The organism is Micromonospora chokoriensis (genome assembly GCF_000718555.1).
In the GTDB taxonomy this organism is placed as follows: domain Bacteria; phylum Actinomycetota; class Actinomycetes; order Mycobacteriales; family Micromonosporaceae; genus Micromonospora; species Micromonospora chokoriensis_B.
In genome coordinates this window covers 172116-197975 of record NZ_JOAN01000001.1, presented here as the reverse complement: position 1 = coordinate 197975, position 25860 = coordinate 172116, and the positions used below count along the sequence as shown (strand labels likewise).

The 25860-nt window shown below is 72.2% G+C and carries 24 protein-coding genes; 5 read left to right on the top strand and 19 right to left on the bottom strand.

What is annotated here, in order from left to right; genetic code table 11:
- Nucleotides 1-113: 113 nt before the first annotated feature.
- The 5 genes from IF46_RS0100920 to tmk all read right to left on the bottom strand — a co-directional run bounded on the left by IF46_RS0100920 (nt 114) and on the right by tmk (nt 4933).
- Nucleotides 114-794, bottom strand: coding sequence for a hypothetical protein (locus tag IF46_RS0100920; RefSeq protein WP_030486318.1), 681 nt, complete (start codon nt 792-794; stop codon nt 114-116).
- Nucleotides 794-1099 (bottom strand): type VII secretion target, encoded by a 306-nt coding sequence (locus IF46_RS0100915; protein WP_030486317.1) that lies wholly within the window; start codon nt 1097-1099, stop codon nt 794-796. Before IF46_RS0100915 ends, IF46_RS0100920 begins: the two co-directional genes overlap by 1 nt.
- A gap of 1 nt (nt 1100) precedes the next feature.
- Nucleotides 1101-1430 (bottom strand): YbaB/EbfC family nucleoid-associated protein, encoded by a 330-nt coding sequence (locus IF46_RS0100910; protein WP_030486316.1) that lies wholly within the window; start codon nt 1428-1430, stop codon nt 1101-1103.
- Between the two features lie 123 nt (nt 1431-1553).
- Nucleotides 1554-2834: a DNA polymerase III subunit delta' gene (locus tag IF46_RS0100905; protein ID WP_030486315.1), complete on the bottom strand. Its 1281-nt coding sequence runs from the start codon at nt 2832-2834 to the stop codon at nt 1554-1556.
- Complete coding sequence (gene tmk / locus IF46_RS0100900) at nt 2834-4933, bottom strand: dTMP kinase (RefSeq protein ID WP_157562493.1); 2100 nt, start codon at nt 4931-4933, stop codon at nt 2834-2836. Before tmk ends, IF46_RS0100905 begins: the two co-directional genes overlap by 1 nt.
- 308 nt (nt 4934-5241) lie before the next feature.
- Here tmk and IF46_RS0100895 point away from each other — a divergent pair, with 308 nt between their 5' ends.
- Nucleotides 5242-6450 carry an amino acid deaminase/aldolase gene (locus tag IF46_RS0100895; RefSeq protein WP_030486313.1) on the top strand — a complete coding sequence of 403 codons (1209 nt, stop codon included), beginning with the start codon at nt 5242-5244 and terminating at the stop codon, nt 6448-6450.
- Nucleotides 6451-6470: 20 nt separating this feature from the next.
- Here the strand turns inward: IF46_RS0100895 and IF46_RS32075 are convergent, their stop codons facing one another.
- Nucleotides 6471-7076, bottom strand: coding sequence for a TetR family transcriptional regulator (locus IF46_RS32075; RefSeq protein ID WP_051723547.1), 606 nt, complete (start codon nt 7074-7076; stop codon nt 6471-6473).
- Nucleotides 7077-7302: 226 nt separating this feature from the next.
- Between IF46_RS32075 and IF46_RS0100885 the strand changes: the two genes are divergently transcribed.
- The gene (locus tag IF46_RS0100885) at nt 7303-8619 is read left to right on the top strand and encodes a D-arabinono-1,4-lactone oxidase (RefSeq protein ID WP_030486311.1); all 1317 of its coding nucleotides are present in this window, start codon (nt 7303-7305) and stop codon (nt 8617-8619) included.
- Nucleotides 8620-8695: 76 nt separating this feature from the next.
- Here IF46_RS0100885 and topA read toward each other — a convergent pair whose 3' ends face one another.
- The 6 genes from topA to IF46_RS0100855 all read right to left on the bottom strand — a co-directional run bounded on the left by topA (nt 8696) and on the right by IF46_RS0100855 (nt 16729).
- Nucleotides 8696-11554, bottom strand: a complete 2859-nt coding sequence (gene topA, locus IF46_RS0100880; protein ID WP_030486310.1) for a type I DNA topoisomerase — start codon at nt 11552-11554, stop codon at nt 8696-8698.
- A gap of 323 nt (nt 11555-11877) precedes the next feature.
- Nucleotides 11878-12624 carry a hypothetical protein gene (locus IF46_RS0100875; protein WP_084597706.1) on the bottom strand — a complete coding sequence of 249 codons (747 nt, stop codon included), beginning with the start codon at nt 12622-12624 and terminating at the stop codon, nt 11878-11880.
- A complete protein-coding gene (locus IF46_RS0100870) occupies nt 12615-13157 on the bottom strand; it encodes a hypothetical protein (RefSeq protein ID WP_030486308.1) in 543 nt (180 codons plus the stop codon). The genes IF46_RS0100875 and IF46_RS0100870 overlap by 10 nt, the downstream gene beginning before the upstream one ends.
- 102 nt (nt 13158-13259) lie before the next feature.
- A complete protein-coding gene (locus IF46_RS0100865) occupies nt 13260-15620 on the bottom strand; it encodes a sodium-translocating pyrophosphatase (protein WP_030486307.1) in 2361 nt (786 codons plus the stop codon).
- A gap of 318 nt (nt 15621-15938) precedes the next feature.
- Entirely contained in the window at nt 15939-16376 is a 438-nt protein-coding gene (locus IF46_RS0100860; protein WP_030334228.1) for an ATP-binding protein, read from the bottom strand.
- Entirely contained in the window at nt 16373-16729 is a 357-nt protein-coding gene (locus IF46_RS0100855) for an STAS domain-containing protein (RefSeq protein ID WP_030486306.1), read from the bottom strand. Before IF46_RS0100855 ends, IF46_RS0100860 begins: the two co-directional genes overlap by 4 nt.
- A 188-nt stretch (nt 16730-16917) precedes the next feature.
- Here IF46_RS0100855 and IF46_RS0100850 point away from each other — a divergent pair, with 188 nt between their 5' ends.
- From IF46_RS0100850 to IF46_RS0100840, 3 genes are all read left to right on the top strand, one after another.
- The gene (locus IF46_RS0100850) at nt 16918-19290 is read left to right on the top strand and encodes a DEAD/DEAH box helicase (RefSeq protein WP_420063547.1); all 2373 of its coding nucleotides are present in this window, start codon (nt 16918-16920) and stop codon (nt 19288-19290) included.
- Between the two features lie 96 nt (nt 19291-19386).
- Nucleotides 19387-19596 (top strand): hypothetical protein, encoded by a 210-nt coding sequence (locus tag IF46_RS0100845; RefSeq protein ID WP_030486304.1) that lies wholly within the window; start codon nt 19387-19389, stop codon nt 19594-19596.
- A gap of 144 nt (nt 19597-19740) precedes the next feature.
- Nucleotides 19741-20319: a hypothetical protein gene (locus IF46_RS0100840; RefSeq protein ID WP_030486303.1), complete on the top strand. Its 579-nt coding sequence runs from the start codon at nt 19741-19743 to the stop codon at nt 20317-20319.
- A gap of 155 nt (nt 20320-20474) precedes the next feature.
- Here IF46_RS0100840 and IF46_RS0100835 read toward each other — a convergent pair whose 3' ends face one another.
- From IF46_RS0100835 to ssd, 7 genes are all read right to left on the bottom strand, one after another.
- Nucleotides 20475-20873 (bottom strand): Rv3654c family TadE-like protein, encoded by a 399-nt coding sequence (locus IF46_RS0100835; protein ID WP_030486302.1) that lies wholly within the window; start codon nt 20871-20873, stop codon nt 20475-20477.
- Nucleotides 20873-21301 carry a TadE family type IV pilus minor pilin gene (locus IF46_RS0100830; RefSeq protein ID WP_269637718.1) on the bottom strand — a complete coding sequence of 143 codons (429 nt, stop codon included), beginning with the start codon at nt 21299-21301 and terminating at the stop codon, nt 20873-20875. Before IF46_RS0100830 ends, IF46_RS0100835 begins: the two co-directional genes overlap by 1 nt.
- Nucleotides 21298-21465 carry a DUF4244 domain-containing protein gene (locus IF46_RS33535; RefSeq protein ID WP_081883916.1) on the bottom strand — a complete coding sequence of 56 codons (168 nt, stop codon included), beginning with the start codon at nt 21463-21465 and terminating at the stop codon, nt 21298-21300. The genes IF46_RS0100830 and IF46_RS33535 overlap by 4 nt, the downstream gene beginning before the upstream one ends.
- Before the next feature lie 22 nt (nt 21466-21487).
- Nucleotides 21488-22126, bottom strand: a complete 639-nt coding sequence (locus tag IF46_RS0100820; RefSeq protein ID WP_030486300.1) for a type II secretion system F family protein — start codon at nt 22124-22126, stop codon at nt 21488-21490.
- 68 nt (nt 22127-22194) lie between these two features.
- A complete protein-coding gene (locus tag IF46_RS0100815) occupies nt 22195-23349 on the bottom strand; it encodes a hypothetical protein (RefSeq protein WP_030486299.1) in 1155 nt (384 codons plus the stop codon).
- Nucleotides 23346-24557 carry a TadA family conjugal transfer-associated ATPase gene (locus IF46_RS0100810; protein WP_030486298.1) on the bottom strand — a complete coding sequence of 404 codons (1212 nt, stop codon included), beginning with the start codon at nt 24555-24557 and terminating at the stop codon, nt 23346-23348. The genes IF46_RS0100815 and IF46_RS0100810 overlap by 4 nt, the downstream gene beginning before the upstream one ends.
- Nucleotides 24554-25657 carry a septum site-determining protein Ssd gene (gene ssd / locus IF46_RS0100805; protein WP_030486297.1) on the bottom strand — a complete coding sequence of 368 codons (1104 nt, stop codon included), beginning with the start codon at nt 25655-25657 and terminating at the stop codon, nt 24554-24556. The genes IF46_RS0100810 and ssd overlap by 4 nt, the downstream gene beginning before the upstream one ends.
- Nucleotides 25658-25860: the final 203 nt, after the last annotated feature.

Genomic DNA, 25860 nt, shown 5'->3' with positions numbered 1-25860 from the left:
GCAGGGGGAAGACCACGGCGTCGCCGTGGGCGCCGGCCTAGGTCAGGCGACCGCGAGCGACGCCGTGGCCTGTCCGAGGGCACAGCGGCCATGGCCGGAAGAACGAGACCGGGCTACCAGCCGACCCGGGTGGGCTGGTCGTAGCGGGGTCGCCCGTCCGCTGGCGGACGCCATGCGATCTCGGCCAGGCTCGGCGCCCACTGCCGCAGCAGCGTCTCCGCACCGTCGTACGCGACGCAGAGCACCGCCAGCACCCGCGCGGCAATCTCGGCCGCGTCGGCCACCCCAGGCCCGATCGGCCCGGGGCGCGTCGACGTGCCGGTGGAAGTGGCGGCGACCACGGCGACCGCCTCGGCCGAGCGGAGCACGTCGGCCAACGTGCGGGCCAGCGCGAGTCGACTGCCCTCCAGCCAGTCGGCGAGGGCGTCGGCGTAACCTGCGGTGGATTCAAGTCGCCCGACCAGGCTGTCCGGCCCCTCGTCGAGGTGGCGCAGCAGCGCCGCCCGCTGTTGCCCGTACGCAGTGGCAGCCGGGCCGGACCAGAGCACCGAGTCGGTGAGCGCGGCGGAGACGTCGTCGTACCCTCGGACGAGCCGGCGCACCGCGTGCCCGGCGCTGGCGAGCGGCACGGGGTGCAGGTCGAGGAAGCTGCGGACCGCGTCGCCCGGCAGAACCTGCATGCGGCGCAGCAGCGGCCAGACCCGGTGCCCCTCGGGGACGCCGGCCGCGATCAGCGTGTCCACCCGGCGCAACAGGTCGAGGCCGGGCTCGGCGAGCCGGTCCAGCGCGTCCATCACGGCTCCCCGGCGAGCCGGCGGCGGGCTGCCCGGTCGACCTCGGCATAGCGGTCGGCGGCCTCCCGCACCGCCGCCGCGGCGGCGGCCAGTCGACCGGCGGCGGCGCGGGCCTCCCGGGCCCGGTCGTCGGTGGCGGTGGTCCACTGCCGGTGCAGCGCCCGACCGATCTCGCCCAGACGGCCCGGCGCGTCGGCGCCGAACGCGGCCTGGGCCGGGTCGGTGGCGGTGACGGTGTGCGAGACGACGGTGAGCGTGGCGCTCACCTCGTCGAGCCGGGCGGAGAGCGCGCGCAGTGTGTCCATCTCAGGCCCCCGCGAGCGGTCGGTAGGCGGCGAACGTCTCGTTGTGCAGCTTCTCCCGGGCCCACTCGGCGGCGTCGGCCGCTGCGGTGACCGCAGCCTGCACCGAACCGGCCACGTCGCGCGGGCTGCGGGTGTGCAACGGCCCGAGGAACCGGACGTCGGTGATCCGTCCACCGGCGGTGACCACCACCTCGACCAGGCCGTCCGGCGACCGGACGGTCACCTCGACGGTCGACACCGCCTGGTCGAACTCGGCCTGGAGGGTCTCGATCCGGCGGTAGCGTCGCACCGCCTCCTCGATCCAGGCTTCGTCGATCTCGCCCCGCGGCATCGGCCGACTCCTCCCGGGTGATCCCTCACTCAGTGTGCTGTCGCCGTTACCACGGCACACCGGACCGTACCGCACAGCAATCGGGCCTGTCGATGCCTGTGGACAACGGCCGGGAGGTGCGGGTCAGCCCTTCCAGAGGGCGAGCATCATCGCCTCGACCGCGATGCGCGGCTTGACGTTCGCCTCGATCGCCGCACGGCAGGCGAGCACGGCCTCCAGCCTGCGCAGCGACCCCTCGGCGTCCCACTTCTGCGCGCCGGCGCCGGCCAGCGCGGCCGTGTCGGTGTGCACCGGGGCGACGGGTGCGCGCAGCGCCATGGTGAGCGCGTCCCGGTAGAAGCCCGCCAGGTCGACAAGCGCTCGGTCCAGGGCGTCTCGCTGGGCCCGGGTGGCCCGGGACTTCTGCCGCTTCTCCAGCTCCTTGAGCTGCCCGGCGGCACCTCGCATCGCGCCGGCCGCGCCTCGGCCGGTGCCGCCCGCGCCGAGCGCGGTCTCCAGTGCCGCCCGCTCGGTCGTGTCGGCCTCGGTGACCGACGCCTCGGCCTCCGCCTCGGCCGCCTCGATCAGCGCGGACGCCGCGTCGAACGCCGCGCCGACACCTGTCAACCGGCGTGGCACCGCGAGCACCGCCTCGCGCCGCTTGCGGGCCTCCGGGTCGCGGGCCAACCGGCGGGCCCGACCCACGTGACCCTGCGCGGCGGCCGCCGCCCACTGCGCCACGTCGGGCGCGATGCCGTCGCGACGAACCAGCACCTCGGCCACCGCGGTGGCCGGCGGCTGCCGCAGGGGTACGACCCGACAGCGCGACCGGATGGTCACCGAGATGTCGTCCGGGTGGGTGGACGGGGCGCAGAGCAGGAAGACCGTACGCGGTGGGGGCTCCTCGATCGCCTTGAGCAGCGCGTTGCCGGCGGCCTCGGTGAGCCGGTCGGCGTCCTCGATGACCACCACCTGCCAGCGCCCGCCGGACGGGGTGCTGGCCGCACGGAGCACCAGCGCGCGCATCTCGCCGACGCCGATGGAGAGCCCTTCCGGCACGACCAGTCGGACGTCGGCGTGGGTGCCGCCCATCGTGGTGCGGCAGCCGGGGCACTCACCGCAGCCGGTGCCGTGCACGCACTGGAGTGCGGCGGCGAACGCCCGGGCGGCGACCGAGCGGCCGGAGCCGGGCGGCCCGGTGAAGATCCACGCGTGCGTCATCCCGGCCGAAGGGTCCATCGCGCCGGTCGCGGCATCGTCGGCCGCGACCGCGGATTCCGCATCGCTGGCCGGGCCGGCGGCGACCAGCGCGGGTGCCCGGTCGGCCGCGCCAGCTCGCAGCACGGCGGCGGCCGCTGCGGCGGCCCGACGCAGCTCGACCACCGCCTCGTCCTGACCGACCAGGTCGGCGAAGACGCCCGACATCAGGTCTTGTGCTCCATCGTCACCAGCTCCGCGTCGGATAACTCAGGCTGCACCGAGGTGTCCGGGCCCTGCGCCGGACGGGGGTGCACGATGCCGCCCGGCTTGCCGAGCATCTCCTCGACGCGCCGGACCACCCGCCCGGTGATCTCGTCGGCCGGTCGGGACGCGTCGAGCACCAGGTAGCGCTTCGGGTCGGCGGCGGCGAGGTCGAGGAAGGCGTACCGGACGCGCTCGTGGAAGGCGATCGACTCGGCTTCCAGCCGGTCGGTGCCGGTGTTGCGCGAGGCCACCCGGGACAGGCCGGTGTGCGGCTCGACGTCGAGCAGCACCACCAGGTCGGGCTTGAGCCCACCGGTGGCCCAGGAGGAGAGCCAGGAGACCTCGTCGACGGGGAGCGTCCGGCCGGCGCCCTGGTATGCCAGGGACGAGTCGACATACCTGTCGCTGATCACCACACCGCCCCGGACCAGCGCGGGCCGGACCACGGCGGAGACGTGGTGCGCCCGGTCGGCGGCGTAGAGCAGCGCCTCGGCCCGGGGGGAGGGCGCCTCGTCACCGGAGGTGTCCAGAACCAACGACCGGATCCGCTTACCGACCTCGGTGGCCCCCGGCTCACGGGTGACCACGACGTCACGCCCCTGACCGCGCAGCCGCTCGGCGAGCGCGGCGAGCTGGGTGGACTTGCCAGCACCCTCGCCACCCTCGAACACCACGAACAGCCCGGCGGAGACGAACGGCTCGGCCGGCATCAGCGGCCGGCCCCGGATCGAGCCCCAGAGGTCGGCGAGGACGGGGACGCCCTTCTTGTCGTCCATCTGGCCGAACGCGCTGATCCCGGCGAAGATGCCGGCGGCACCGGCGGCGAGCAGCAGCAGTCGGGTCGACGAGATGGACACCCCAAGGTCGGCGATCGCCAGCTTGCGGGAGCCGCCGGCACCGGCGAGCAGGCTGCTCAGCGCGATGGCCAGGATCAGCACCAGTCGGGTGCCGATCTGCACGACGGCGAAGACCCGGCCGCGTACCTCGTCCTTGATCTCGCCGCCGAGCAGGGTGGTGCCGGCCAGGAAGGCCATGCCGGCGCCGGCGCCGACCAACACCGCGCCGACGATCGCCATGGACAGGTGGATGGCGAAGGCGAGGGTCATCACGGCGGCGCTGGCCAGCACGATGCTCATGCCGAACCAGCGACGCCGGGACATCTCCTTGACGATCATCGGGCCGAGCCCGATGCCGAGCGCAAGGCCGACGAAGATGGCGCCGAAGAGCAGTGAGAACGCGGCATCGCCGGCCCCCAGCGAGCTGGCGAAGAACTTCGCGGTGCCGATGACGATGCCGCCGCCGGCGAACGCGCCCAGGATGCCGAGGACCAGCCCGCGTACCAGCGGGGTCTGGCCGATGAACTGCCAGCCCTCCTTGAACTGGCGCAGCATGCTCTGCTCGTGGCGGTCACCCTCGGCGGTCTTCCCCTGGCTGATCTCCTTGATGCCGAACGCGACGACCAGGGCGGTGGCCAGCCGGGAGAGGGCGTTGAACCAGAGCGCCAACTGGGCCGGCTCGGCCCAGTTCGGGAACTCGCCCCCGGTGATGCCCCGGACGCTGCGGTCCAGGCCGGCGCTGACGGCCGCGGCGAGCACCGGGGTCAGGCCGTACGTGGTGATCAGCGTGAGCTGGTTGGCTGCTTCCAGTCGGGCGCGCGGGATCAGGTTGGGGACCGCGGCCTCCTTGGCCGGAATCCAGATCAGGGTGATCGACTCGATCAGGAAGGTCGCGACGGTCGCCCAGAGGACCACCACCGCGCCGCGCGCGCCGGAGAGCGCCACCATCGGGATCGAGGCGAAGAGCACGAACCGGAGCAGGTCGCAGATGACCATCGTCCAGCGGCGGTCGAACCGGTCGGCGAGCACGCCGGCGATCGGCCCGAGCACCAGCGCGGGGAGCAGACGGATCGCGATGACGCCACCGAAGACCGCGCCCTGCGCGGTGCTGCCCTGCACCTGGGAGGCGGCGAAGACCGAGGTGGCCAGCAGGCCGAGCCAGTCGCCGAAGGAGGCCGCGCCGAGCACGATCCAGAGCCGGCGGAACGGCTGGATGCGCAGCACGGACCGGATTGCGGCATAACCGGATGGATCTACCTGGCCACCGCTGGACGCGTTGGCGGCGCTGCCCGACTTATCGCTTGAGCGCGACACGCCGGGCGACTCGCCGCTGTTCTGGCTTTCGATGGCCGTACCTCCACGTGCCGGCCCATCGCTGGGCACCTCCGGTGCAACACTCTAGACCCGGTGGGGGGCCACCCCTCGGGCGACATTCTCCTGCTCGCTGAGCCTAGGCCGCCGAAGGTGCCGGCCGCAGCCCGGACGTACGCGAGGGTATTTCGCATTCGCCGTCAGACAGTTAGCGTGCACACGTGGCCATCGAAAGCGACAAACTTCGCGAGCGCCTGGATCGGGCGACTGCCCACCTCGACCCCCCGTACGCGGTGGTCGACCTCACTGCCTTCGACGCCAATTCGGTCGCTCTGGCCGATCGGGCCGCCGGAAAGCCGGTCCGCCTCGCCAGCAAGTCGGTCCGCAGCCGTGAGTTGATCAGCCGAGCCCTCGCGCGACCCGGCTGGCGGGGCGTGATGGCGTTCACCCTGCCCGAGGCGATCTGGCTGGTCCGCGCTGGCGTCAGCGACGACGTGCTGGTCGCGTACCCGAGCGCGAACCGGGCCGCCCTCGCCGAGCTGAGCGCCGACCCGACGCTCGCCGCCGCGATCACCCTGATGATCGACGGCACCGGCCAACTCGACTTCATCGACGCCGTAGCGCCCGCGGGGCAGCGCGCCAAGCTGCGACTCTGCCTGGATCTGGACGCCTCCTGGCGACCGCTGCGCGGGCGGGTGCACGTCGGCGTCCGCCGCTCACCGGTGCACAGCGCGCGGGCGGCCGGCGCGCTCGCCGCCGCCGTCGCCGGTCGGCCCGGCTTCCGGCTGGTCGGGCTCATGTCGTACGAGGCGCAGATTGCCGGCCTGGGCGACGCGCCGCCGGGGCAGACGCTGCTGGCCGGCGCGATCAGGCTGGCCCAGCGCGGGTCGTACCGCGAGCTGCTGGCCCGCCGTGGTGCGGCGGTCGCCGCGGTACGCGAGCACGCCGACCTGGAGTTCGTCAACGGCGGCGGCACCGGCAGCGTGGCCGCGACCAGCGCCGATCCCGCGGTCACCGAGGTCACCGCGGGATCGGGCCTGTACGGGCCGACGCTGTTCGACGCGTACCGCGCCTGGCGGCCCACCCCGGCGGCGTTCTTCGCGTGCGCGGTGGTCCGCCGACCGACGCCGGAGCTGGCGACGGTGCTCGGCGGCGGCTGGATCGCCTCCGGCCCGGCCGCCGACAGTCGACTGCCCCGGCCGTGGCTACCGGCGGGGCTGAAGCTGGTCGGAACCGAGGGCGCCGGCGAGGTGCAGACCCCGTTGTCCGGAGCGGCAGCGGCCGATCTGCGCGTCGGCGACCGGGTGTGGTTCCGCCACGCCAAGGCTGGTGAGCTGTGTGAACGGGTCAACGAGCTGCACCTGATCGAGGGGGGCACGGTCGTGGCGACCGTCCCCACCTACCGAGGCGAGGGGCAGGCCTTCCTCTGAGGCCCGCGCCTCGCGCCGACTCAGACGGGTTGGGCCGCCTCGGCCTGCTTCCCGGCCGTGGACCGGCCGTTGTCCGGGCCGTCGACCTGGCGGTGCAGGTACTCCCGGATCAGCGCCTTCGCCTCCAGCAGCACCCGCTCGTCGCCGTCGGAGCTGCGCCGGAACGCGAGCTTGATCAGCGCGTCCGCCGCCTCGACCGCGATCTCCAGCACGAAGCGCAGCTTGGGCACATCGGTAAGCCCGAAACGCTCGGTGAGCACCCGGGCCAACTGGTCGGCGATCACGCCGTTGTTGTCCCGCTGCTCGTCGAGCAGGTGCAGGTCGACCACGTCGCCGAAGTGCAGGGTACGGAAGCCGGGAACGGTGCGGTGCATCGTGATGTACTCGTCGATCCCCGCGTCGACGCCGTCCCACCAGTGGGTCATCTCGTCGGAGGCGAACCGCTCGTCGAGGCGCTGGAGGTAGGACTCCATCGTCCGCAGGGTCAACGCCTGCACGATCGCCCGCTTGTCCGGAAAGAACTGGTAGACCGACCCGATCGCCACCTCGGCCCGCTCGGCGAGCAGGGTCGTGGTCAGCCCTTCGTACCCCACCTCGTCGACGAGCTCGGCGCAGGCATCCAACATGCGCTGTACCCGCGCGACACTTCGACCTTGCACCGGTACGCGGCGCAGCGGCCCGGTCGTGGCGGCTGGTGTGGACACTCTGCGCCACCCCCCTTCGACGGATGAACATATCTCCAAGTCACGAGTCCGTGACTACCGGTACAACGAGCGGATCGCAATTGCGGTATTTACCAGCTAGAACGTTCCTGATATGAAGTCAGTTCATATTCATGAATGAGGAGCGCGCATGGTCCGCACCGCATCGCTCACCGCTGGATGGTCCAACTGGGCCGGGAACCAGCGTGGCAGCGCCAGCGCGATCCTGCGCCCCGGCTCGCCGACCGACGTCGTAGAAGCCGTCCGATCGGCCGCGGCCGACGGCGGTCGGATCCGGGTGACCGGCAGCGGCCACTCGTTCACCGCCGTCGCGCTCGCCGACGACCGCCGGATGGACCTGTCCGAACTGGACACCATGGTCAGCGTGGACGTCGCACATCGACTGGTCACCGTGCCGGCGGGAATGACCCTGCACGCGCTCAACGGCCTGCTCGCCCGGCACGGCCTCGCGCTGCCAAACCTCGGCGACATCGACGAGCAGACCGTCGCCGGGGCGATCTCCACCGGCACCCACGGCACCGGTGCCGGCTACGGGTGCCTGTCCACCTTCGTCGAGGCGATCACCCTGGTCACCGGCACTGGCGAGGTGCTGCGCTGCTCCGCCGACGAGCATCCCGACGTCCTCGCCGCCGCCCGGGTGTCACTCGGCGCGCTCGGCGTCCTGGTCGAGGTGACCCTGCGCTGCGTGGACGCCTTCGTACTGCACGCCCACGAACGCCCAGCCGAACTGGCCGACGTGCTCGGCGACCTGCCCACGCTGATCGGCGGGCACGACCACGCCGAGTTCTACTGGTTCCCGTACACGTCTCGGGTCCAGGTCAAGACCAACGACCGGGTGCCCACCAACGACCGGCCACTGCCCCGCTGGCGCGGCTGGCTGGACGACGACTTCCTGTCCAACACGGTCTTCGCCGGCGCCTGCCGACTCGGCCGAGCCGTGCCCGCGCTGGCCCCGGGGATCAGTGCGGTCTCCGCCCGCGCCCTCACCGAACGCCGGTACACCGGCCGCTCCGACCGGGTCTTCTGCACCCCGCGCCGGGTCCGCTTCGTGGAGATGGAGTACGGCCTGCCTCGCGAGGCATTGCCCGAGGCGCTCGCCGCGCTCCAACGGATCGTCGACGGCCTGCCGTTCAAGGTGCTCTTCCCGGTGGAGGTGCGATTCACCGCCGCCGACGACATCTGGCTGTCGCACGGCTACGGCCGGGACAACGCCTACATCGCCGTGCACCAGTACGTCGGCATGCCGTACGAGCCGTACTTCCGGGCCTTCGAGGAGGTGGCGGCCGGGCTGGGCGGTCGCCCGCACTGGGGCAAGCTGCACTACCGCGACGCCGCCTCGCTGGCCACGGCCTACCCCCGCTTCGCGGACTTCCAGGCCCTCCGAGCCCAGTTAGACCCCAACAACGTCTTCACCAGCCCCCACCTAACCCACGTCCTCGGCGCCTGACGGCTGGGCCTGAAGATCTTGGAAGGAATGCGCCCCTGGAGGGGCCGTTCCCTTCCAAGATCTCGTCGATCCGGGGTTACTCGGTGCTCGACGCGGCCTTGCGGGGGGCGGCCTTCTTCGCCGGGGCCTTCTTCGCCGTGGTCGCCTTGGCTGTTGCGGTCGCCTTGGTCGCCTTGGCGGTCGTGGTCTTCTTCGCGGCCGTGGACTTGCTGGCGGCAGCCGTCTTCTTGGTGGCCGTGGCCTTCTTCGCGGGCGCCTTCTTCGCCGCCGCCTTCTTCCGCGGCGCCGGACCCTTCGCCCGCTTCTCGGCCAGCATCTCGGACGCTTCCGCGAGGCTCAGCTCCTCCGGAGTCTGCCCGCGCCGCAGCGACGCGTTGAACTCCCCGTCGGTCACGTACGGACCGAACCGGCCGTCCTTGATCACCAACGGCTTCTCGGTCGCCGGGTCCACGCCCATCTCGCGCAGCGGCGGTGCCGCAGCGCGCCGTCCACGGGCCTTCGGGGCAGCCAGCAGAGCCAGCGCCTCGTCCAGGCCGACCGTGAACATCTGGTCCTCGGACTCGAGCGAACGGAACTCCTCGCCCCGCTTGACGTACGGGCCGTAGCGACCGTTGTTCGCGAAGACCTCGACGCCGTCCGGCGCGACACCGATCAGCCGGGGAAGGCTGAGCAGCTTGAGCGCCTCCTCCAGGGTCAGCGAGTCCGGTGTCTGCGTACGCAGCAGCGACGACTTCCGCTCACCGCTGGACACGTACGGGCCGAACCGGCCGGACTTGAGCACGATCGGCTCGCCGGTGGCGGGGTCGTCGCCGAGCTTGCGCTCACCGCTGCCGCCGAGGAACAGCTCGTGGACCTTCTCCGGGGTCAGCTCGTCCGGGGCAAGGCCCTCCGGGATCGGTGCCCGGTCGCCCTGGGTGCCGCCCTCCTCGCCGTCGGCGGCCGGTGCCGGCTGCTCGCCGCCGGGCAGCTCCCGTTGCAGGTACGGCCCGTACCTGCCGACCCGCACGACGACCTCGCGGCCGTCGTCGTCGGTGAAGAGCGGGATGGAGTTGACGCTACGGGCGTCGATGTCGCTGAGGTTCTCGGTGACCAGCTTCTTGAGCCCGCCGGAACGGGCGATGTCCTGGTCACCGGCGCCGTTGGAGCTGCCGAAGTAGAACGCCGTGAGGAAGTCGACGGCGGCGTGGTCGCCACCGGCGATCTCGTCCAGCTCGTTCTCCATCGTGGCGGTGAAGTCGTAGTCGATCAGGCGGGGGTAGTGCCGCTCCATCAGCCCGATCACCGCGAAGGCCAGGAAGGTCGGGATCATCGCCTGGCCGCGCTTGGTGACGTACCCCCGGTCCTGGATCGTCTGCATGATCGACGCGTAGGTGGACGGGCGGCCGATGCCCAGCTCTTCCAGGGCCTTGACCAGCGACGCTTCGGTGTAGCGCGACGGCGGCTGGGTGTGGTGGCCCTGCGCAGCCAACTGGTCGGCGGTCAACGGCTGGTCCTTGACCAGGGTGGGCAGCCGGCGCTCGGCGTCCTCGGCCTCGGCGTTCTCGTCGTCGCTGGACTCGACGTACGCGCGCAGGAAGCCCGGGTCGGTGATGGTCTTGCCGGTCGCGCCGAAGTCGGCTTCCTCCTGCGAGGTGGAGACCGCGCGGATACGCACCGACACGCTGGAGCCGACCGCGTCGGTCATCTGCGAGGCGATAGTGCGCCGCCAGATCAGCTCGTAGAGCTTGAACTCCTCGGCGGACAGCTCCTTGGCCACCTCGCCCGGGGTGCGGAAGTTGTCCCCCGCCGGGCGGATCGCCTCGTGCGCCTCCTGCGCGTTCTTCACCTTGCCGGTGTAGCGGCGCGGCTCCGGCGGAACGCTGCGCTCGCCGTACAGCTCGACGATCTGCCGACGGGCTGCCGAGATGGCGGTCTCCGACAGGTTCACCGAGTCGGTACGCATATAGGTGATGTAGCCGTTCTCGTACAGGCGCTGCGCGGTGCGCATCGTCTGCTGCGAGGACAGGCGCAGCTTGCGGGCCGCCTCCTGCTGGAGGGTCGAGGTGATGAACGGCGCGTACGGGCGACGACGGTAGGGCTTCTCCTCGACCCGGGTGACGGTGAACGGCCGTCCCTCCAGCCGAGCGGCCAGCCCTCGGGCGCCACTCTCGTCGAGGTGCACGACACCAGCGCCGGGCTTCACTCGACCGGTGGTCGGCTCGAAGTCCTTGCCGGTGGCGATCCGGTCGCCGTTCAACGCGATCAGCGTGGCGTTGAACGCGCGGGGGCCCTCGCCGGCGTTGGCCACGGCGAGGGTGGCCAGGATGTCCCAATATTCAGCGGTGCGGAAGGCCATCCGCTGCCGCTCCCGCTCGACCACGATGCGGGTCGCCACGGACTGCACCCGGCCAGCCGAGAGCCGCGGCATGACCTTCTTCCACAGCACCGGGGAGACCTCGTAGCCGTAGAGGCGGTCGAGGATCCGGCGAGCCTCCTGGGCGTCGACCAGGTCGCGGTCGATCTCCCGGGGGTTGGCCACCGCCGCCTGGATCGCCGGCTTGGTGATCTCGTGGAAGACCATCCGCTTGACCGGGACCTTCGGCTTGAGGGTCTCGACCAGGTGCCAGGCGATCGCCTCGCCCTCGCGGTCCTCATCCGTCGCCAGGAAGATCTCGTCGACCTCCTTGGCCAGCTTCACCAGCTTGCTGATCTGCTGCTTGCGGTCGGCGGAGACGACATAGAGCGCCTGGAAGCCGTTGTCGACGTCCACCCCGAGCCGGGCCCAGGGCTCCTTCTTGTATTTGGCCGGCACATCGGCGGCGTTGCGCGGCAGGTCGCGGACGTGACCGAAGCTGGCCTCCACGACGTACCCCGGGCCAAGGTAGCCCGAGATCGTCTTGGCCTTCGCCGGTGACTCGACGATGACCAGACGGGTGGTTCCAGCGTTGCTTGGCACGTCTCTCCCCGACCTCACTCCTGCTCGTGGCCTGCCGGCGCCCAGACAGCGACCGCGTTCGACCCCGCCGTCGCACCGGCGGTCCGGATGTCCAACGTAACGCGCCGCCCGCGTTTCGGGTTTCGCGGGCCGCAAACCGCTTCGACCCGGCGGTCGACACCACCCCGCCGCGCTCGGCACTGCCGGACGGCGCCACCGTACACCGTGGGTAGGGCTCAAAGCGGGTCACTGTGACGATGGCGGGCCCACGACCGAGGTCTGACCCGCCCGTTTTCCGCCTGGATCGACCCGCCAGCTGTCCGGCACCGGACAGCCGGACGGGGTCAGGTTGGCCAGGCGTTGGGGGGTGCCGCGCGGGGTGGTTCGCCGACCAGCTCGGCCAGGCGGGTCAGTCGGCGGCGGCCGGTGATTCGGTACGACGGGCCGCCCTCGCCCGGGCTCAGCAGCGTGCCGGCGAGCCCGGCGGCGGCGAGCGCCACTCCGATCGGTTCCCAGCACTCCTGGTCGCCCGCGCCGAGCCGCAGCAGAAAGCCGTCGGGCGGCTCCGGCGTGCCGGCGGCGGCGAGCCACAGCCGCAGCCGCCGACCGGTCAGATGAAAGGCGGCCGGCGGGCGTTTCGTCGGGCCGTGCAGCCAGGCGACCGCGAGCGGCTTCAACACCCGGGTGTACGACGTACGGACGGCGTGTCGCTCGCCCTCGGTCGGCTCCCAGCTCGCCGCCAGCCCCCGTGCTGCCAGCTCGGCGACGAGCACGTGCACCCGCCAGGCGGCGTCCACCTGCACCACGAGACGGGCGGTGCCGCCCATCCGAACCACCTCGCCCGGCCCGGCGAGCAGCCCGGCCAGGTCGGCGACCGTCGGTTCAGCCGCATCCGCGCCGAAGAAGACGAGCTGCCGGCCCGCATCGTCACCAGACGTCGGGCCGCTCCGCGATGCGCCGCTCTGGATCGGGCCGTTCTGCGACGCGCCGCCGCGACGGCGCGCGGGGACGGGCGCGTCGGATTCGGGCGCGGGAAACAGTGCCGGGGGCGACGGTGTCTTCCCGGTGTCACCGAGCCCGCTCAGCGACACTCCGGCACCTCGTCGAATGCCTGTTTCAACTCCTCGGAGTTGAGCTTGCTGGTGTCCAGCGCACTGGCGTCGTACTCCGTGTTGAGGGTCTCCACCGCGGCCCGCACCCCGTCGTAGAACTCGGTCGGCTCGCCGGTGCCCAGCCCGTCGATGGTGTCCCGGGCGCGGCCGTAGGCGTCCCGCATCTTCCCCAGTGAGCTGCGGAAACCGGCGGAGATGGCCTCGCCGTTGTCGGTCTCCGGCACGCCCGCCTGCTCCACCTTGCGGCGCGCGGTCTCGCTGGCCCGCTCCGCCCCGCCGAAGAGCCGCACCAGGTTCTCCTTGGCCTGCGCCGGCGTGGTCTGCGCGGTCATCTGCTCGTCGGTGCTGCTGGTCAGCTTGCTGATCTCGGAACGCCACGGGGTGAGCGCGCCGCAGACCGAGGCCGCCCAGGCCCGTGGGCTGGGACCTCCGCCGCAGCCGGCGGTCAAGACGACGATCGTGGCCAGGACCACCGTGAACTTTCCGGCGGCAGACGCCCGGCACGTACGCATGCGTTGCAGCGTACGGCCTTTGGCCAGGTGTGGCACCGGGCCGGACGGCCGGGGTCCCCGGTCGACGCGGACGTCGACCGGGGACCCCGGGGAGTTGACGGGTCAGGCGTTGACCGTCTCCGGACGGTGATCGGTGCTGCCGGCACCGCGGTCGCCGTCGGCATCGGAGTCGGACATCGCGATGCCCTTGCGCTTGCTGAACACCACCGACGCCACGATGATCAGCGTCGCGACCAGGGCGATGCCGATCCGCAGGCCGACGTTGCGCTCGTCGCCGACGCTCCACGCCACCACGGCGGGAGCGATCAGCAGCGAGACCAGGTTCATCACCTTGATCAGCGGGTTGATCGCCGGACCGGCGGTGTCCTTGAACGGGTCACCGACGGTGTCACCGATGACCGTGGCGGCGTGCGAGTCGGAGCCCTTGCCGCCGTATGCGCCGTCCTCGACCAGCTTCTTGGCGTTGTCCCAGGCCCCACCGGAGTTGGACAGGAACACCGCCATCAGCGTGCCGGCACCGATCGCACCGGCCAGGTACGCCGCCAGCGCGCCGGGCCCGAGGCCGAAGCCGACAGCGATCGGCGCCAGGATGGCGAGCAGGCCGGGGGTCATCAGCTCGCGCTGCGCGTCCCGGGTGCAGATGTCGACGACCTTGCCGTACTCCGGGCGCTGGGTGCCGTCCATGATGCCGGGCAGCTCACGGAACTGCCGGCGGACCTCCATCACCACGGCACCGGCCGAGCGGGACACCGCGTTGATGGCCAGCCCCGAGAAGAGGAAGACCACCGCCGCGCCGATGATCAGGCCGACCAGGTTGCGCGGGTTCGCCACGTTCAGCGCGTTGAGGATCTCGTTGCCGACGTCGTTCACGCCAGCCGTCGCGTACGCGCTGGTGAGCGTGTCGGTGTACGAGCCGAACAGCGCGGTCGCGGCGAGCACCGCCGTGGCGATCGCGATGCCCTTGGTGATCGCCTTGGTGGTGTTGCCGACCGCGTCCAGCTCGGTAAGCGTGCGAGCACCGTGCTCGTCGATGTCACCGGACATCTCGGCGATGCCCTGGGCGTTGTCGGAGATCGGCCCGAAGGTGTCCATCGCGACGATCACGCCGACCGTGGTGAGCAGGCCGGTGCCGGCCAGCGCCACCGCGAACAGCGACAGCGTGATGGAGCTGCCGCCGAGCAGGAAGGCGCCGAAGACGCCAGCGCCGATCAGCAGCGCCGAGTAGACCGCCGACTCCAGACCGATGCTGATGCCGGCCAGGATCACCGTCGCCGCACCGGTCTGCGAGCTCTTGCCGATGTCCTGCACCGGTCGCCGGTTGGTCTCGGTGAAGTAGCCGGTCAGCGCCTGGATCGCGGCGGCCAGCACGATGCCGATCACGACCGCGCCGATGGCCACCAGCCGTGGGTTGCCGGTGGCGTCGGTGAGGCCACCGTCGAACTCGCCGAAGGTCGCCGGCAGGTACGCGAAGGCGGCGATCGCCACCAGCACCGCCGAGATGACGGCGGAGAGGTAGAAGGCCCGGTTGATCGCGGTCAGACCATTGCGGTCGGACGTGCGCAGCCGGGTGATGAAGACACCGATGATCGCGACCAGCACGCCGATGGTGGAGATGATCAGCGGGAAGACCAGGCCGTCCTCGCCGAACGCGGCGCGACCGAGGATGAGCGCGGCGACAAGCGTGACCGCGTACGACTCGAACAGGTCGGCGGCCATGCCGGCGCAGTCACCGACGTTGTCGCCCACGTTGTCCGCGATGGTGGCGGCGTTGCGCGGGTCGTCCTCGGGGATGCCCTGCTCGACCTTGCCGACCAGGTCGGCGCCGACGTCGGCGGCCTTGGTGAAGATGCCACCGCCGACCCGCATGAACATCGCGAGCAGTGCGGCGCCGAAGCCGAAGCCCTCCAGCACGGTGGGCGCGTCGCCCCGGTAGACGAGGACGACAAGCGCCGCACCGAAGAGGCCGAGGCCGACGGTGAGGAAGCCGACGACGCCGCCGGTCCGGAAAGCGATCTTCATGGCCGCCTCGCGGCCACCTACTCGCTCCCTCGCGGCGGCGGCCACGCGCAGGTTGGCGCGGGTGGCCAGCCACATGCCGGCGCCGCCGATGAACGCGCTGAACAGGGCACCCACCACGAAGAAGAGTGAGCGGCCGATCTTCACCGCGAGTTCGCTGCCGTCGGTGTCGTGCACCGGCAGCAGGAAGAGCAGTACGACGGCGATGACGACGAAGATCGCCAGGGTACGGAATTGGCGAAGCAGGTAGGCCGAGGCGCCCTCCTGGACCGCCCCCGAGATCTCCTGCATCTTGTTGGTGCCCTTACCAGCGGCTAGCACCGTTTTTGTGAGGGCAGCGGCGAAGACGAGCGCCACCAGCGCGATTACCGCAGCGATGACGACGTAGGTGACATTGCTTCCGGTAAGGGAAAGCCCGCCGCCGTCGGCGGCCAAGGTCTCGGACATTTGTGTCCTCCTGTTACCGAACACTCGCGCCGGTGAGTGGAGACGCACCGACCGACGCCTGGATGCGGACTCGCAAGCGCGCGCCAACCCACCCCAGCGGACCAGCGATGAACACCCATACCCGCTGGCTGCGGGCCGGGTCACTTGCTGACAACCCGGGTACTGTAGCCCTCCGCAGTGTCGGAGGTCACACGCAGGTGCCACCGTGTCGCGATGATCTTCGTCGCTGTGTTATGAAACGAAATCTGATATAGGGCACGGTCCATGCAAAGAAGGCCGCATCCCCAGCAGGGGACGCGGCCTACGCAGCGGAACGGGTCAGCGGCCGACCGGCCACACCATCCGCACCTCGGTGCCGATGCCCTCGTCGACCGGGCGCACCTGAAGGTCCTCGACGAAGCCGGCGAGCAGCGCGAAGCCGACGCCGGTGGTCAGCGCCTCGTCGGTGAGCGACTCGTTGGCCAGCTCGTCCGGCGGCAGCGCGGTCAGACCGATACCCGCCTCGATCGGCGCCCGGTCCACCACCCGCACGGCATAGGAGCCCCCGTCGGACATCTCCACCAGCACCGGGTCGGCCAGGCCGTACTGCCGGTGCAGGGCCACCGCGCGCGTGCACGCCTCGCCGATGGCCAGGCGTACCTCGTCCAGCAGGTCCTCCCGGACCCCGGCCCGCCGGGCGACGGCGACGCCGACCAGGCGGGCGGTGCGCACGTGCACCGGGGCGGGCGAGAACGAGAGCTTGACTGTCGCCATCACGCGCCGGCGCCCGCCGAGTCGGCGCTGATCGCCGCGTCGACCGTCGAGTGCAGCGGAAAGACCTGGTCCAGCGCGGTGATCCGGAAGATCTTGAGCAGTGGCTCCTTGTCGCAGACCAGGGCGAACGAACCGCCGGCCGCGCGGAGCCGCTTGAGCGCGCCGACCAGCACGCCCAACCCGGTGGAGTCGAGGAAATCCACCCGCCCGAGGTCGACCACCACGTGCCGGGCACCACCGTCGATCAACTCAAGGAGTCGTTCACGGAGCCGGGGCGCGGTGTAGACGTCCACCTCACCACCGACCTCAAGCACCGTGTGCTCGCCCACAGTGCGGGTCACCAGCGACAGCTCCATCGGTCCTCCTCGCCAGAGCCGTAAACTCTCGTGGGCATCTAACCACTACCGCCGGGACGGCCTGCGGACGCCAGCGGAGGCTTCCCCTTACCCCCGTGTCCGACTTTTCATCTCCGAACACCAGTGCGAGAGTGCAGGGCGTGACCTCCAACGACTCCAGCTCGTCGCGCCGCACGCCGCGCCGCGACCTGGAGTCGTCGCCAGCGGCCACCGTATCCGCTGGTCCCGGCCCTGGGCCAGCGCCGGTCGATCTGCTGCGCCGGCTGCGCGCCCGGGGCGCCGCCGACCCGGTCACCCACGTCGAGCGGGTGCCGGCCCGCGCCGGGGTGCCCGCGCCGTGGCCGTCGTGGGCGTCGGCGGAGCTGCGCGCGGCGTTCGCCCGGCGCGGCGTGGTCGCGCCCTGGCAGCACCAGGCCGACGCCGCCAACCTGGCGTACGAGGGCCAGCACGTGGTCGTCGCCACCGGCACCGCGTCCGGCAAGTCCCTGGCGTACCAGCTGCCCGCCCTGGCCACCCTGCTCGCCGACCCCCGGGCCACCGTGCTCTACCTGGCGCCGACCAAGGCTCTCGCCGCGGACCAGTTGCGCGCCGTCGCCGCGCTGGAGCTGGAGGGGGTACGCCCCTCCTGCTACGACGGGGACACTCCACGCGCCGAGCGGGAATGGATCCGCCGGCACTCCCGGTTCGTGCTGACCAACCCCGACATGCTGCACCACGGCATCCTGCCCGGGCACGCCCAGTGGTCCGGCTTCCTGCGCCGCCTCGCGTACGTGGTGATCGACGAGTGCCACACCTACCGAGGGGTGTTCGGCTCGCACGTCGCGCACGTGCTGCGTCGGCTGCGTCGGCAGTGCGCCCGGTTCGGGGCCACCCCGGTGTTCCTGCTCGCCTCGGCGACCTCCGGCGACCCGGCGACCGGGGCCGGGCGGCTGACCGGCCTGCCGGTGACGGCGGTCACCGAGGACGCCTCCCCGCGCGGCGGGGTGACCTTCGCGCTCTGGGAGCCGCCGCTGCTGCCACCCGACTCGGGCGCCTCTTCGCCGGTGCCCCCGCAGCCGACAGGCGACCACGACGACCTCCACCAGGTCCGCCGGTCGGCGCTGCGCGAGACCGCGGACCTGCTCGCCGACACGGTCGCCGAGGGGGTACGCACCCTCGCGTTCGTCCGTTCCCGCAAGGGCGCCGAGGTGGTGGCCGCGAACGCGCGCCGAGCGCTTGACGACGCGGTGCCGGGGCTCGGCGACCGGGTGGCCGCGTACCGAGGCGGCTACCTGCGGGAGGAGCGGCGTGAGCTGGAACGGGCGCTGCTGCACGGCGACCTGCTCGGCCTGGCCTCCACGAACGCGCTGGAGCTGGGCGTGGACCTGGTCGGGCTCGACGCGGTGCTGATCTGCGGTTACCCGGGCACCCGGGCGTCGTTGTGGCAGCAGGCGGGCCGAGCCGGGCGTTCCGGGCAGGAGGCCCTCGCGGTGCTGGTGGCCCGGGACGACCCCCTGGACACCTACCTGGTGCACCACCCGGAGGCGATCTTCGGTGCGCCGGTCGAGGCGACGGTGCTCGACCCGGCCAACCCGTACGTGCTGGCACCACAGCTCGCCTGTGCCGCGGTGGAGGCGCCGCTCACCCCGGCCGACCTCGCCCTCTTCGGCGAAGGGGCGAAGGAGGCGGTCGACGAGTTGGTCGCGGCCGGTGCGTTGCGGCAACGGCCCACCGGTTGGTACTGGCGGCACCGGGAGCGGCCCGAGGTTGACCTGCGCGGCGAGGGCGGCGCACCGGTCGTCGTGGTGGAGTCGTCGACCGGTCGGTTGCTCGGCACCGTCGACGGCGGCTCCTCGCACTTCCTGCTGCACCCCGGCGCGGTCTACCTACACCAGGGCATCTCGTACGTGGTCGACCAGCTCGACCTCGTCGACGGTTGCGCGCTGGTGCACGCCGAGGAGCCGGACTGGTCCACCCACGCCCGCGACGTCACCGACCTGTCCGTGGTGTCGGTGCGCTCCTACGTGGACGCCGGGCCGGTCGGCATGTTCCTCGGCGAGGTGGACGTGACCAGCCAGGTGGTGTCGTACCAGCGGCGGCGAATCGCCACCGGCGAGGTCATCGACACCCGGCCACTCGACCTGCCCACCCGGGAGCTGCGCACGGTGGCGGTCTGGTTCACCCTGTCACCGCAGTCGTTGACCCTCGCCGGGGTCCAGCCGGCCGACGTGCCAGGGGCGCTGCACGCCGCCGAACACGCCGCGATCGGCCTGCTGCCGTTGATGGCAACCTGCGACCGGTGGGACATCGGCGGGCTCTCCACCGCACTACACCAGGACACCGATGCGCCGACCGTCTTCGTCTACGACGGGCACCCGGGCGGCGCTGGGTTCGCCGAGCGGGCGTACGGGACGGCGGCAGCGTGGCTGCGGGCCACCCGGGACGCGATCGCCGAGTGCGGCTGCGAGACCGGCTGCCCGTCCTGCGTGCAGTCCCCGAAGTGCGGCAACGGCAACAACCCGCTCTCCAAGCCGGACGCGATCCGGGTGCTCGACGTGGTGCTAACGAACCTGCCGGACTGAGCGGCTTGCATGAATCGGCATGGCACGGGGCACAATGTGGGAGCGCTTCCATCGATGCCCTTGTTGCTGATCGCCCCCCGTGCCCGAGGAGAAGCCGTGGCCGACACCATCGCCGAGACCGTCGACCTGCTTTACACCATCGACCAGGACAATCTCACCCTCGACCAGCAGATCGCGCTGGGGTCGGCGTTGGCCGCCCTGGCTCAGGCGGAACGGCTGGAACAGATCAACGAGCGGCTACGCGGCATCCACCAGGTTCTCAACACCTGGGCGCTGCGCTCCGCGACCTCCGTCGACAGTCGCTGACGTCTCCTGGCGTGATCCTGCCTGGGCACCAGTGATCACTCCAGGCTGGGTAGTCGTCCGACGGCCCCGACGACTACCCAGCAGCGCGACGGTTGTCGTCGGGCTGTGCAAGACTCCGGCGCACCAACCCCCAAAGGAGTTTTCATGCAGCTCGACAACTTGCAGGGCCAGCACCAGTTCCACATTCGCCAGCGCCTGCGCATGATGGTCAACCAGTACGAGGTCCGGGCGGTCGCCCCGGACGGCACCGAGGGTGAGCTGCTGGCGTTCGCGCAGCAGAAGCGGCTCGCCTTCAAGGAGCAGGTGACGATCTACACGGATGACTCCAAGCAGCAGCCCCTGCTCGGCTTCAAGGCCCGCCAGCGCATCGACCTCGGTGCCACGTACGACGTCACCGACGCGGCTGGTAACGCGATCGGCCTGTTCCGCAAGGACTTCGCCCAGTCGCTGCTGCGTTCCACCTGGCACGTCGAGCAGGCCGGCCTACCGCAGGTGACCGGCCAGGAGCGCAGCATGCCGGTGGCGCTGCTGCGTCGATTCGTCGACTCGCTGTCCTGGCTGCCGTACCACTTCGACTTCACCGCTGGCGGCCAGCCGGTCTTCACCGTGGTCAAGAAGTGGGGCCTGCGCGACAAGTACATCGTCGAGGTGCAGAACCCGCAGATCGACCGTCGCCTGGTCATCGCGATGGCCGTTGCCCTCGACGCGCTCCAGGCCCGCTGACACGCCCAGCCGCACACTCCTCGGCCGCCGGCCGGGACCTGGACCTCGACCAGTCCCGGCCGACAGGCTGTCGGCTCCCGGCGGGCTGCCGGCCGGTACCTTCACTCGGCGCATCGACGCCGGCCCGGCCTGGCAGCCCACTGACCACGCCATACTCAACCGCTTACCGGGCCGGCACGGGCGCTCGCCGCAGCCACCCGGGTCAGACCGGGAAGCGGGGTGAACGCCACCTCGACCGTCACCAGCACGTCCAGCCCGTCGAGGTGACAACCGACCAGCCGACCAGCGTTGCGGCCGGCGATGTCGGAGGCGGACGCGCACGCCATGGCGTCGCCGTCGAGCGCCCGGGCGGCACCGGCCAGCGCGCCGAGATCAGCCGCTACCGCCGCCCGCTGTGCCGCCATTCCAGCGGCGACGATGGCGGCGCCGAACGTCCCGAACAGCACGAAGACGAGCCCAACCGCCAGCAGCAGGACCGTCGCACCACCTCGATCCGGGTCCGGCCGACCAGCATCTAGGCCCCCGGCAGTCGGTTCGCGACCACTTCGTCGCATCACCAACTCCCCTCGTGCGCGCCTGGTTCGACGGCTGCCACGGCGGTGGCGACCACTGTGATTCGCGGTAGTCGCCCGCCCAGCGCCCGGACCGGCGCGCGTACCGTCGCCTGCACCCGGTCGCCGTCGACGGAGACCGACACCGCCGCTCCTGGCGGCGCCGCACCACCACCACCTTCCGCGCTGCCGTCCGCGCCCCGGGCGGCGGCAAGCGCCGCCTCCCGGGCCGCGTGCAGGCAGCTCGCCTGTGCGCTCACGGCGTTGACCGCAGTCAGGCCGGCCAGCAGCAGTAGCAGCAGCGCCGGCAGGCCAGCCGCCAACTCGGCGGTGAAGGACCCACGGTCCCCGCCGACGGCCCGTTCGACGACGCGAAGCCTCCGCTCGCCGCTCGGCCGTGAATCGCGGCCGGCCCGCCGGCGCTCGATCACTTCAACGCCCGGTCGATGACGGCGGTCAGCGCCGACTGGACGTTTCCGGAGGTCAGCACCTTCAACAGGATCCCGGCGAAGGCGACTGCGGCGAGCGTGCCAACGGCGTACTCGGCCGTGTTCATCCCGGCATCGCCGCGCAGGCGAGCGATGAGTTTGCGCATTGTTGTTTCCCTTCTCGATGGGTCAGAGCACATCGCCGAGAACGGCGACGATCACCGGCACCAGTCCGGCGAGAATGAACGCCGGCAGGAAGCAGAGCCCCAGCGGCAGGACGATGAGCACACCCGCCCGGCGGGCCGATGCCTCGGCAGCGGTGGCCCGGTCGGCGCGCAGGTCGTCGGCGAGCCGGGTCAGTGCGCCGGCCAGGGCGGCACCGCTGTTCGCCGAGCGCAGCGCCGCGGCGGTCAGGCGCTCCGCGCCGGGCACTCCGTCCAGTGCCGACCACGCCTCCGCTGGGCCACCGCCGAGCAGCAACGTGCGGCCCACCCGGGCCAACCGGCCGGCGAGCGGCCCGTCCAGCGCCTCGGCGACGGCCAGCACCGAACGGTCCACCGGTGCGCCCGCCCGCATCGCCGCGGCCAGGAGATCGGCGGCGAGCGGCAGGTCGGCGACCTCCTGCTGCCGCCGCTTGCGCACAGCGGGCGACTCGATCCGGCGTAGCAGGAAATCGAGCAGGACCGCGACCGGGAGAGCACCCAGCAGCCCAAGCCAGCCCTCGACCACGACGGCCACGGCGAGCCCGCCCAGCGCCGCCGCGAGCCGGATCGCGTCCGGCCGCCGACGGGCCGAGCCGGACTGGCTCCCTGAGCTGCGTTGTCTCACGGAGCTGGGCTGGCTCGCGGGGCTGGGCTGGCTCGCGGGGCTGCGTCGGCCGGTTTGGCGCGGGGGCGTCATGCGGGTCGCCCCGGTGTCGCGCCCAGCCGTTCTGCCCAGAGGAGGCCCACGACCTGTAGGACGACCGCGGCAACCGCGCAGGCCCCGCCGACTGTGCTGTGCAGGAGCACCGCCATGGGGTTGACACCGATGCCGTACCCAAGCCCGATCCCGCCGATCGGCAGCGCCGCCAGTAGCCAGGCTGTCGCGCGGGCGCCGGCTGCCTGTGCCGCCGCTGCGGCCAGACCCCGATCGGTCGCCCGAGCGTCCGCCTCGATCCGCTCGACAAGCTCCGCCAACGGCGCGCCGGTCCGGTCGGCCAACCGCACCGCCGCCGAGGTCAGCTGACGTAGCCGGCCCGACCCGTCGCGCTCGACGGCGGCGAATTCAAGCGCCTGCGGGACGGGCAGGCCGGCCCGAAGGTCCGCCGCGAGGCCGCAGAGCTGGTCCAGACCCCGTCGTCGGGTCCGCTCGGCGCTCCGGTTCACACGCCAGCGCAGCACGGCGCGAACGGCCAGCGCGCCGTACCCAGCCACCGCGACCGCCGCCACCGGGCCGCCGACCACGGCACCCACACCGCCGCCCAGCAGGCCGACCAATAGCAGCACACGAGTCGCCGATCGCGGGATAAGCAAGGACGCAAAGCCTCGCCGTTTGTTGGCCGGCTCAGCGGGCTGGTGATCGCGGCGATCGGCGTCCACTCGCCCTTCATCAGTCGCCGACGCGCCGGGCCGCTGTTCGGTGGCGAGCGTGGCAGCCTCTTCCGGCCAGGCGATGCTGGCCGGACGTCGGGGATCCCGACGGGCCGGCGGACGGGTCGGGCCTGCCGGACGCGTGAACCCGTCTGTCGCCCCGAGCCACCTCGGGCTGGCGGTGACGTCTCGACTGGGCCAGCCGAGCGCCGTCGGCCTTCCGGTGGAACCCGCAGTGGTCCCCGGCTGATAGGCAACGCCGACCGGATGACCGAAGGTCGGGGCAGCTCCGGTGCCGCCGACCGGCCCGTCCGGCGTGCGACCGAGGTCCCTGATCCACTGCACCAGGGCGTCATCCGGATCGACTCGTCCCGGCGTCAGCACGCGCCGTCGACGGGCCCGGGTGCTCTGCACGGGCCACGCCACCAGGGCTGCGGCGACCAGGAGCAGCGCCGCCACCAGCATCGTCTCGCCGGTCATGCCGGACCCGTCGACCCGGGCCAAGGCTCGCTGAGGATCGGCGGCACCGCCACCCCACGCTCCCGCAGTAGTGCCCCGAGGGCACGGGCGGCGAGCCCGAGCCCACTGCCGCGTACCCAGGCGGGCACCACGGTCACCAACCGTTCGGGCCCCTCGGGCAGCAGTAGGCAGACCGACTCCAGGACACGGCCCTGGTCGCCACGTCGCACCTGGAACAGCACTTGCAACGCGGCGGCCACCTGGGCGTGCAGCGCGGCGCGGGGCAGCCCACCCAACATGCCCAGGGCCTCCAACCGGGCCGGCACGTCGGACGGTGTGTTGGCGTGCAGCGTGCCGGCGCCCCCGTCGTGGCCGGTGTTGAGCGCGGCCAGCAGATCGACCACCTCACCGCCCCGGCACTCGCCGACCACCAGCCGGTCCGGGCGCATCCGCAACGCCTGCCGGACCAGGTCCGCGAGGTTGACCACGCCCGTGCCCTCCACATTGGCGGTACGCGCCTGGAGCCCCACCACGTGCGGATGCCCCGGACGCAGCTCGGCGGCGTCCTCCACCAGCACGATCCGTTCGGTGGCCGGCACCATCCCCAGCAGCGTGTTGAGCAGGGTCGTCTTGCCCGACCCCGTGCCCCCGGTCACCAGGTACGCCAGCCGGGCCGCGACGACGGCGGCGAGCAGCGGTGCCAGCGGTCGCGGCACGGTCCCCTGGCGCACCAACTCGTCGAGGGTGAACGGCCGGTGCCGGAAGGTCCGCAGGGACAGGTAGGGACCTTCGGTCGCCACCGGCGGCAGCACGGCGTGCAGGCGGGTGCCGTCGGGAAGCCGCGCGTCCGCGTACGGGGAGCCGTCGTCGAGCCGCCGCCCTGCACTGGCGATCAGTCGCTGCGCCAAACGGCGGACGTCCTCCACCGAGCCCATCGGGACAGCGACCTGGTGCAGCCCCGACCCGCGATCGACCCAGACCCGGGCACCGTTGACGAGGACGTCGGTGACCTCCGGGTCGGCGAGCAGTGGCGCCAGCGGCCCGGCGCCGACGAGGTCGTCACGCACCCGGTCGGCGATCCGCAGCATGGCGGTGTCACCGAGCACCGCAGCGGTGGGCTCGGCCCGTACCGCCGAGACGATCGCCGCCGAGGTGACCGGGGTGCTGGCCGCGGCGATCCGCTGCCGTACCCGGGCGGCGAGCGTGCCGTCGTTCGGCTGGCCGGTCATGCCGCACCCGTGGCCGGCACGCCGGTGAGGTCGGTGACGATCCGTTGGCAGAGTGCGGCCAGTGGACCCTTGCCCCCGGCGGCCGGCGCTTCGCCTCGTTCCAACCCACGGCACAGCCCCGGCTCGGGGCGCAGCGTGCCGGCCAGCGGCAGCCCCAGCGCGCGTGCCACCTCGGTCGCCCGCAGCCGCCCCGGGGCGGGCCCACGCACCACCACCGAAAGCGCGGCGCAGTGCGGGGCGGCTGCGGCCACCACCCGAGTGGCCGCCGCGGTGGCACGCAACTCGGCCGGCACGACGACGAACGCCTGGTCGGCGGCTTGCAACGCCACCACGGCCGCATCGTCCAGCTGTCGGGGTAGGTCGATCACCACGAAGTCCCGCCCACGCCGGGCCGCGTCGACAGTCGCCGCCATCGCCGCCGCCGGCAACGCCAGCATCTCGCCCCGGTCCCAGGAGAGCACCACGAGATCACCACGGCTGGGCAGTGCCTGCACCAGCGCTGGGGCATCGACCCGTCCGTCGGCGTCGGTGAGCGACGGCCAGCGCAGACCCTCCAACTGCTCCCAGCCCAGCACGAGGTCGAGGCCACCACCGAGCGGATCGGCGTCGACCAGGAGAGTGCGCAGCCGGGCCCGCGCGGCGGTCACCGCAAGGCCACCGGCGAGCACACTCGCGCCGGCACCACCCCGACCACCGAGAACCGCGACGACCCGAGCACCGACGCCGGCCGGACGATCCGGGTCATGCTCGGCGAACCGATCCACCAGCCACGGCTCCGCAGCCGGCAACATGGCGACGTGCTCGGCACCGATCAGCTCGGCGATCTGCCAACCGGGGTCGAGCTGACCAGCCCGGCCCACCAACACCAGCCGGGGCCGCTGCGGCAACCGGGCCCGCAGACACGCCTGCGCCTGATCGGCGCCGAGCAGCACCAACGGCGCAGGAGACCAGCGGGTACGGGCAGCCGCCGGGTCGCGGGCAAGCTCCACCTCGGTCCCGCCGACGGCGGCGAGCCGGAGCACATCATCGAGCAGATCGTCGTCGGCTGTGACGACCAGCGGAAGCCGGCGGATCGGCGGAACCGAGGTACGGGATGGCATCGCGGCCTCCAGCGGTCGGGCTCTGTATGCCGCCGACCCTGCTCGGAATCCGCCCCGAGGGCCGCCCCAATGTCGTCGCCTGTGGACAACTTGATGGCCTGTGGATAACGCCCGCCAAGGCAGTTGATCTGCTACGGGCACGGACAAATCCGCAGCTAGCGCCGCTGAGCCAATAACAGCGGGGCCGCTCCCGAAAGGAGCGG

Excerpts from the sequence above, each read along its gene's own strand:
- IF46_RS0100920 (WP_030486318.1), bottom strand. The coding sequence starts at position 794 with ATGGACGCGCTGGACCGGCTCGCCGAGCCCGGCCTCGACCTGTTGCGC.
- IF46_RS0100810 (WP_030486298.1), bottom strand. The coding sequence starts at position 24,557 with ATGACCGGCCAGCCGAACGACGGCACGCTCGCCGCCCGGGTACGGCAG.
- IF46_RS32075 (WP_051723547.1), bottom strand. The coding sequence starts at position 7,076 with ATGTTGGATGCCTGCGCCGAGCTCGTCGACGAGGTGGGGTACGAAGGG.
- IF46_RS33535 (WP_081883916.1), bottom strand. The coding sequence starts at position 21,465 with ATGCGCAAACTCATCGCTCGCCTGCGCGGCGATGCCGGGATGAACACG.
- IF46_RS0100840 (WP_030486303.1), top strand. The coding sequence starts at position 19,741 with ATGCAGCTCGACAACTTGCAGGGCCAGCACCAGTTCCACATTCGCCAG.
- IF46_RS0100870 (WP_030486308.1), bottom strand. The coding sequence starts at position 13,157 with ATGCGTACGTGCCGGGCGTCTGCCGCCGGAAAGTTCACGGTGGTCCTG.
- IF46_RS0100910 (WP_030486316.1), bottom strand. The coding sequence starts at position 1,430 with ATGCCGCGGGGCGAGATCGACGAAGCCTGGATCGAGGAGGCGGTGCGA.
- IF46_RS0100905 (WP_030486315.1), bottom strand. The coding sequence starts at position 2,834 with ATGTCGGGCGTCTTCGCCGACCTGGTCGGTCAGGACGAGGCGGTGGTC.
- IF46_RS0100815 (WP_030486299.1), bottom strand. The coding sequence starts at position 23,349 with ATGACCGGCGAGACGATGCTGGTGGCGGCGCTGCTCCTGGTCGCCGCA.
- IF46_RS0100915 (WP_030486317.1), bottom strand. The coding sequence starts at position 1,099 with ATGGACACACTGCGCGCGCTCTCCGCCCGGCTCGACGAGGTGAGCGCC.
- ssd (WP_030486297.1), bottom strand. The coding sequence starts at position 25,657 with ATGCCATCCCGTACCTCGGTTCCGCCGATCCGCCGGCTTCCGCTGGTC.
- IF46_RS0100865 (WP_030486307.1), bottom strand. The coding sequence starts at position 15,620 with ATGTCCGAGACCTTGGCCGCCGACGGCGGCGGGCTTTCCCTTACCGGA.
- IF46_RS0100885 (WP_030486311.1), top strand. The coding sequence starts at position 7,303 with ATGGTCCGCACCGCATCGCTCACCGCTGGATGGTCCAACTGGGCCGGG.
- IF46_RS0100835 (WP_030486302.1), bottom strand. The coding sequence starts at position 20,873 with ATGCGACGAAGTGGTCGCGAACCGACTGCCGGGGGCCTAGATGCTGGT.
- IF46_RS0100855 (WP_030486306.1), bottom strand. The coding sequence starts at position 16,729 with ATGGAGCTGTCGCTGGTGACCCGCACTGTGGGCGAGCACACGGTGCTT.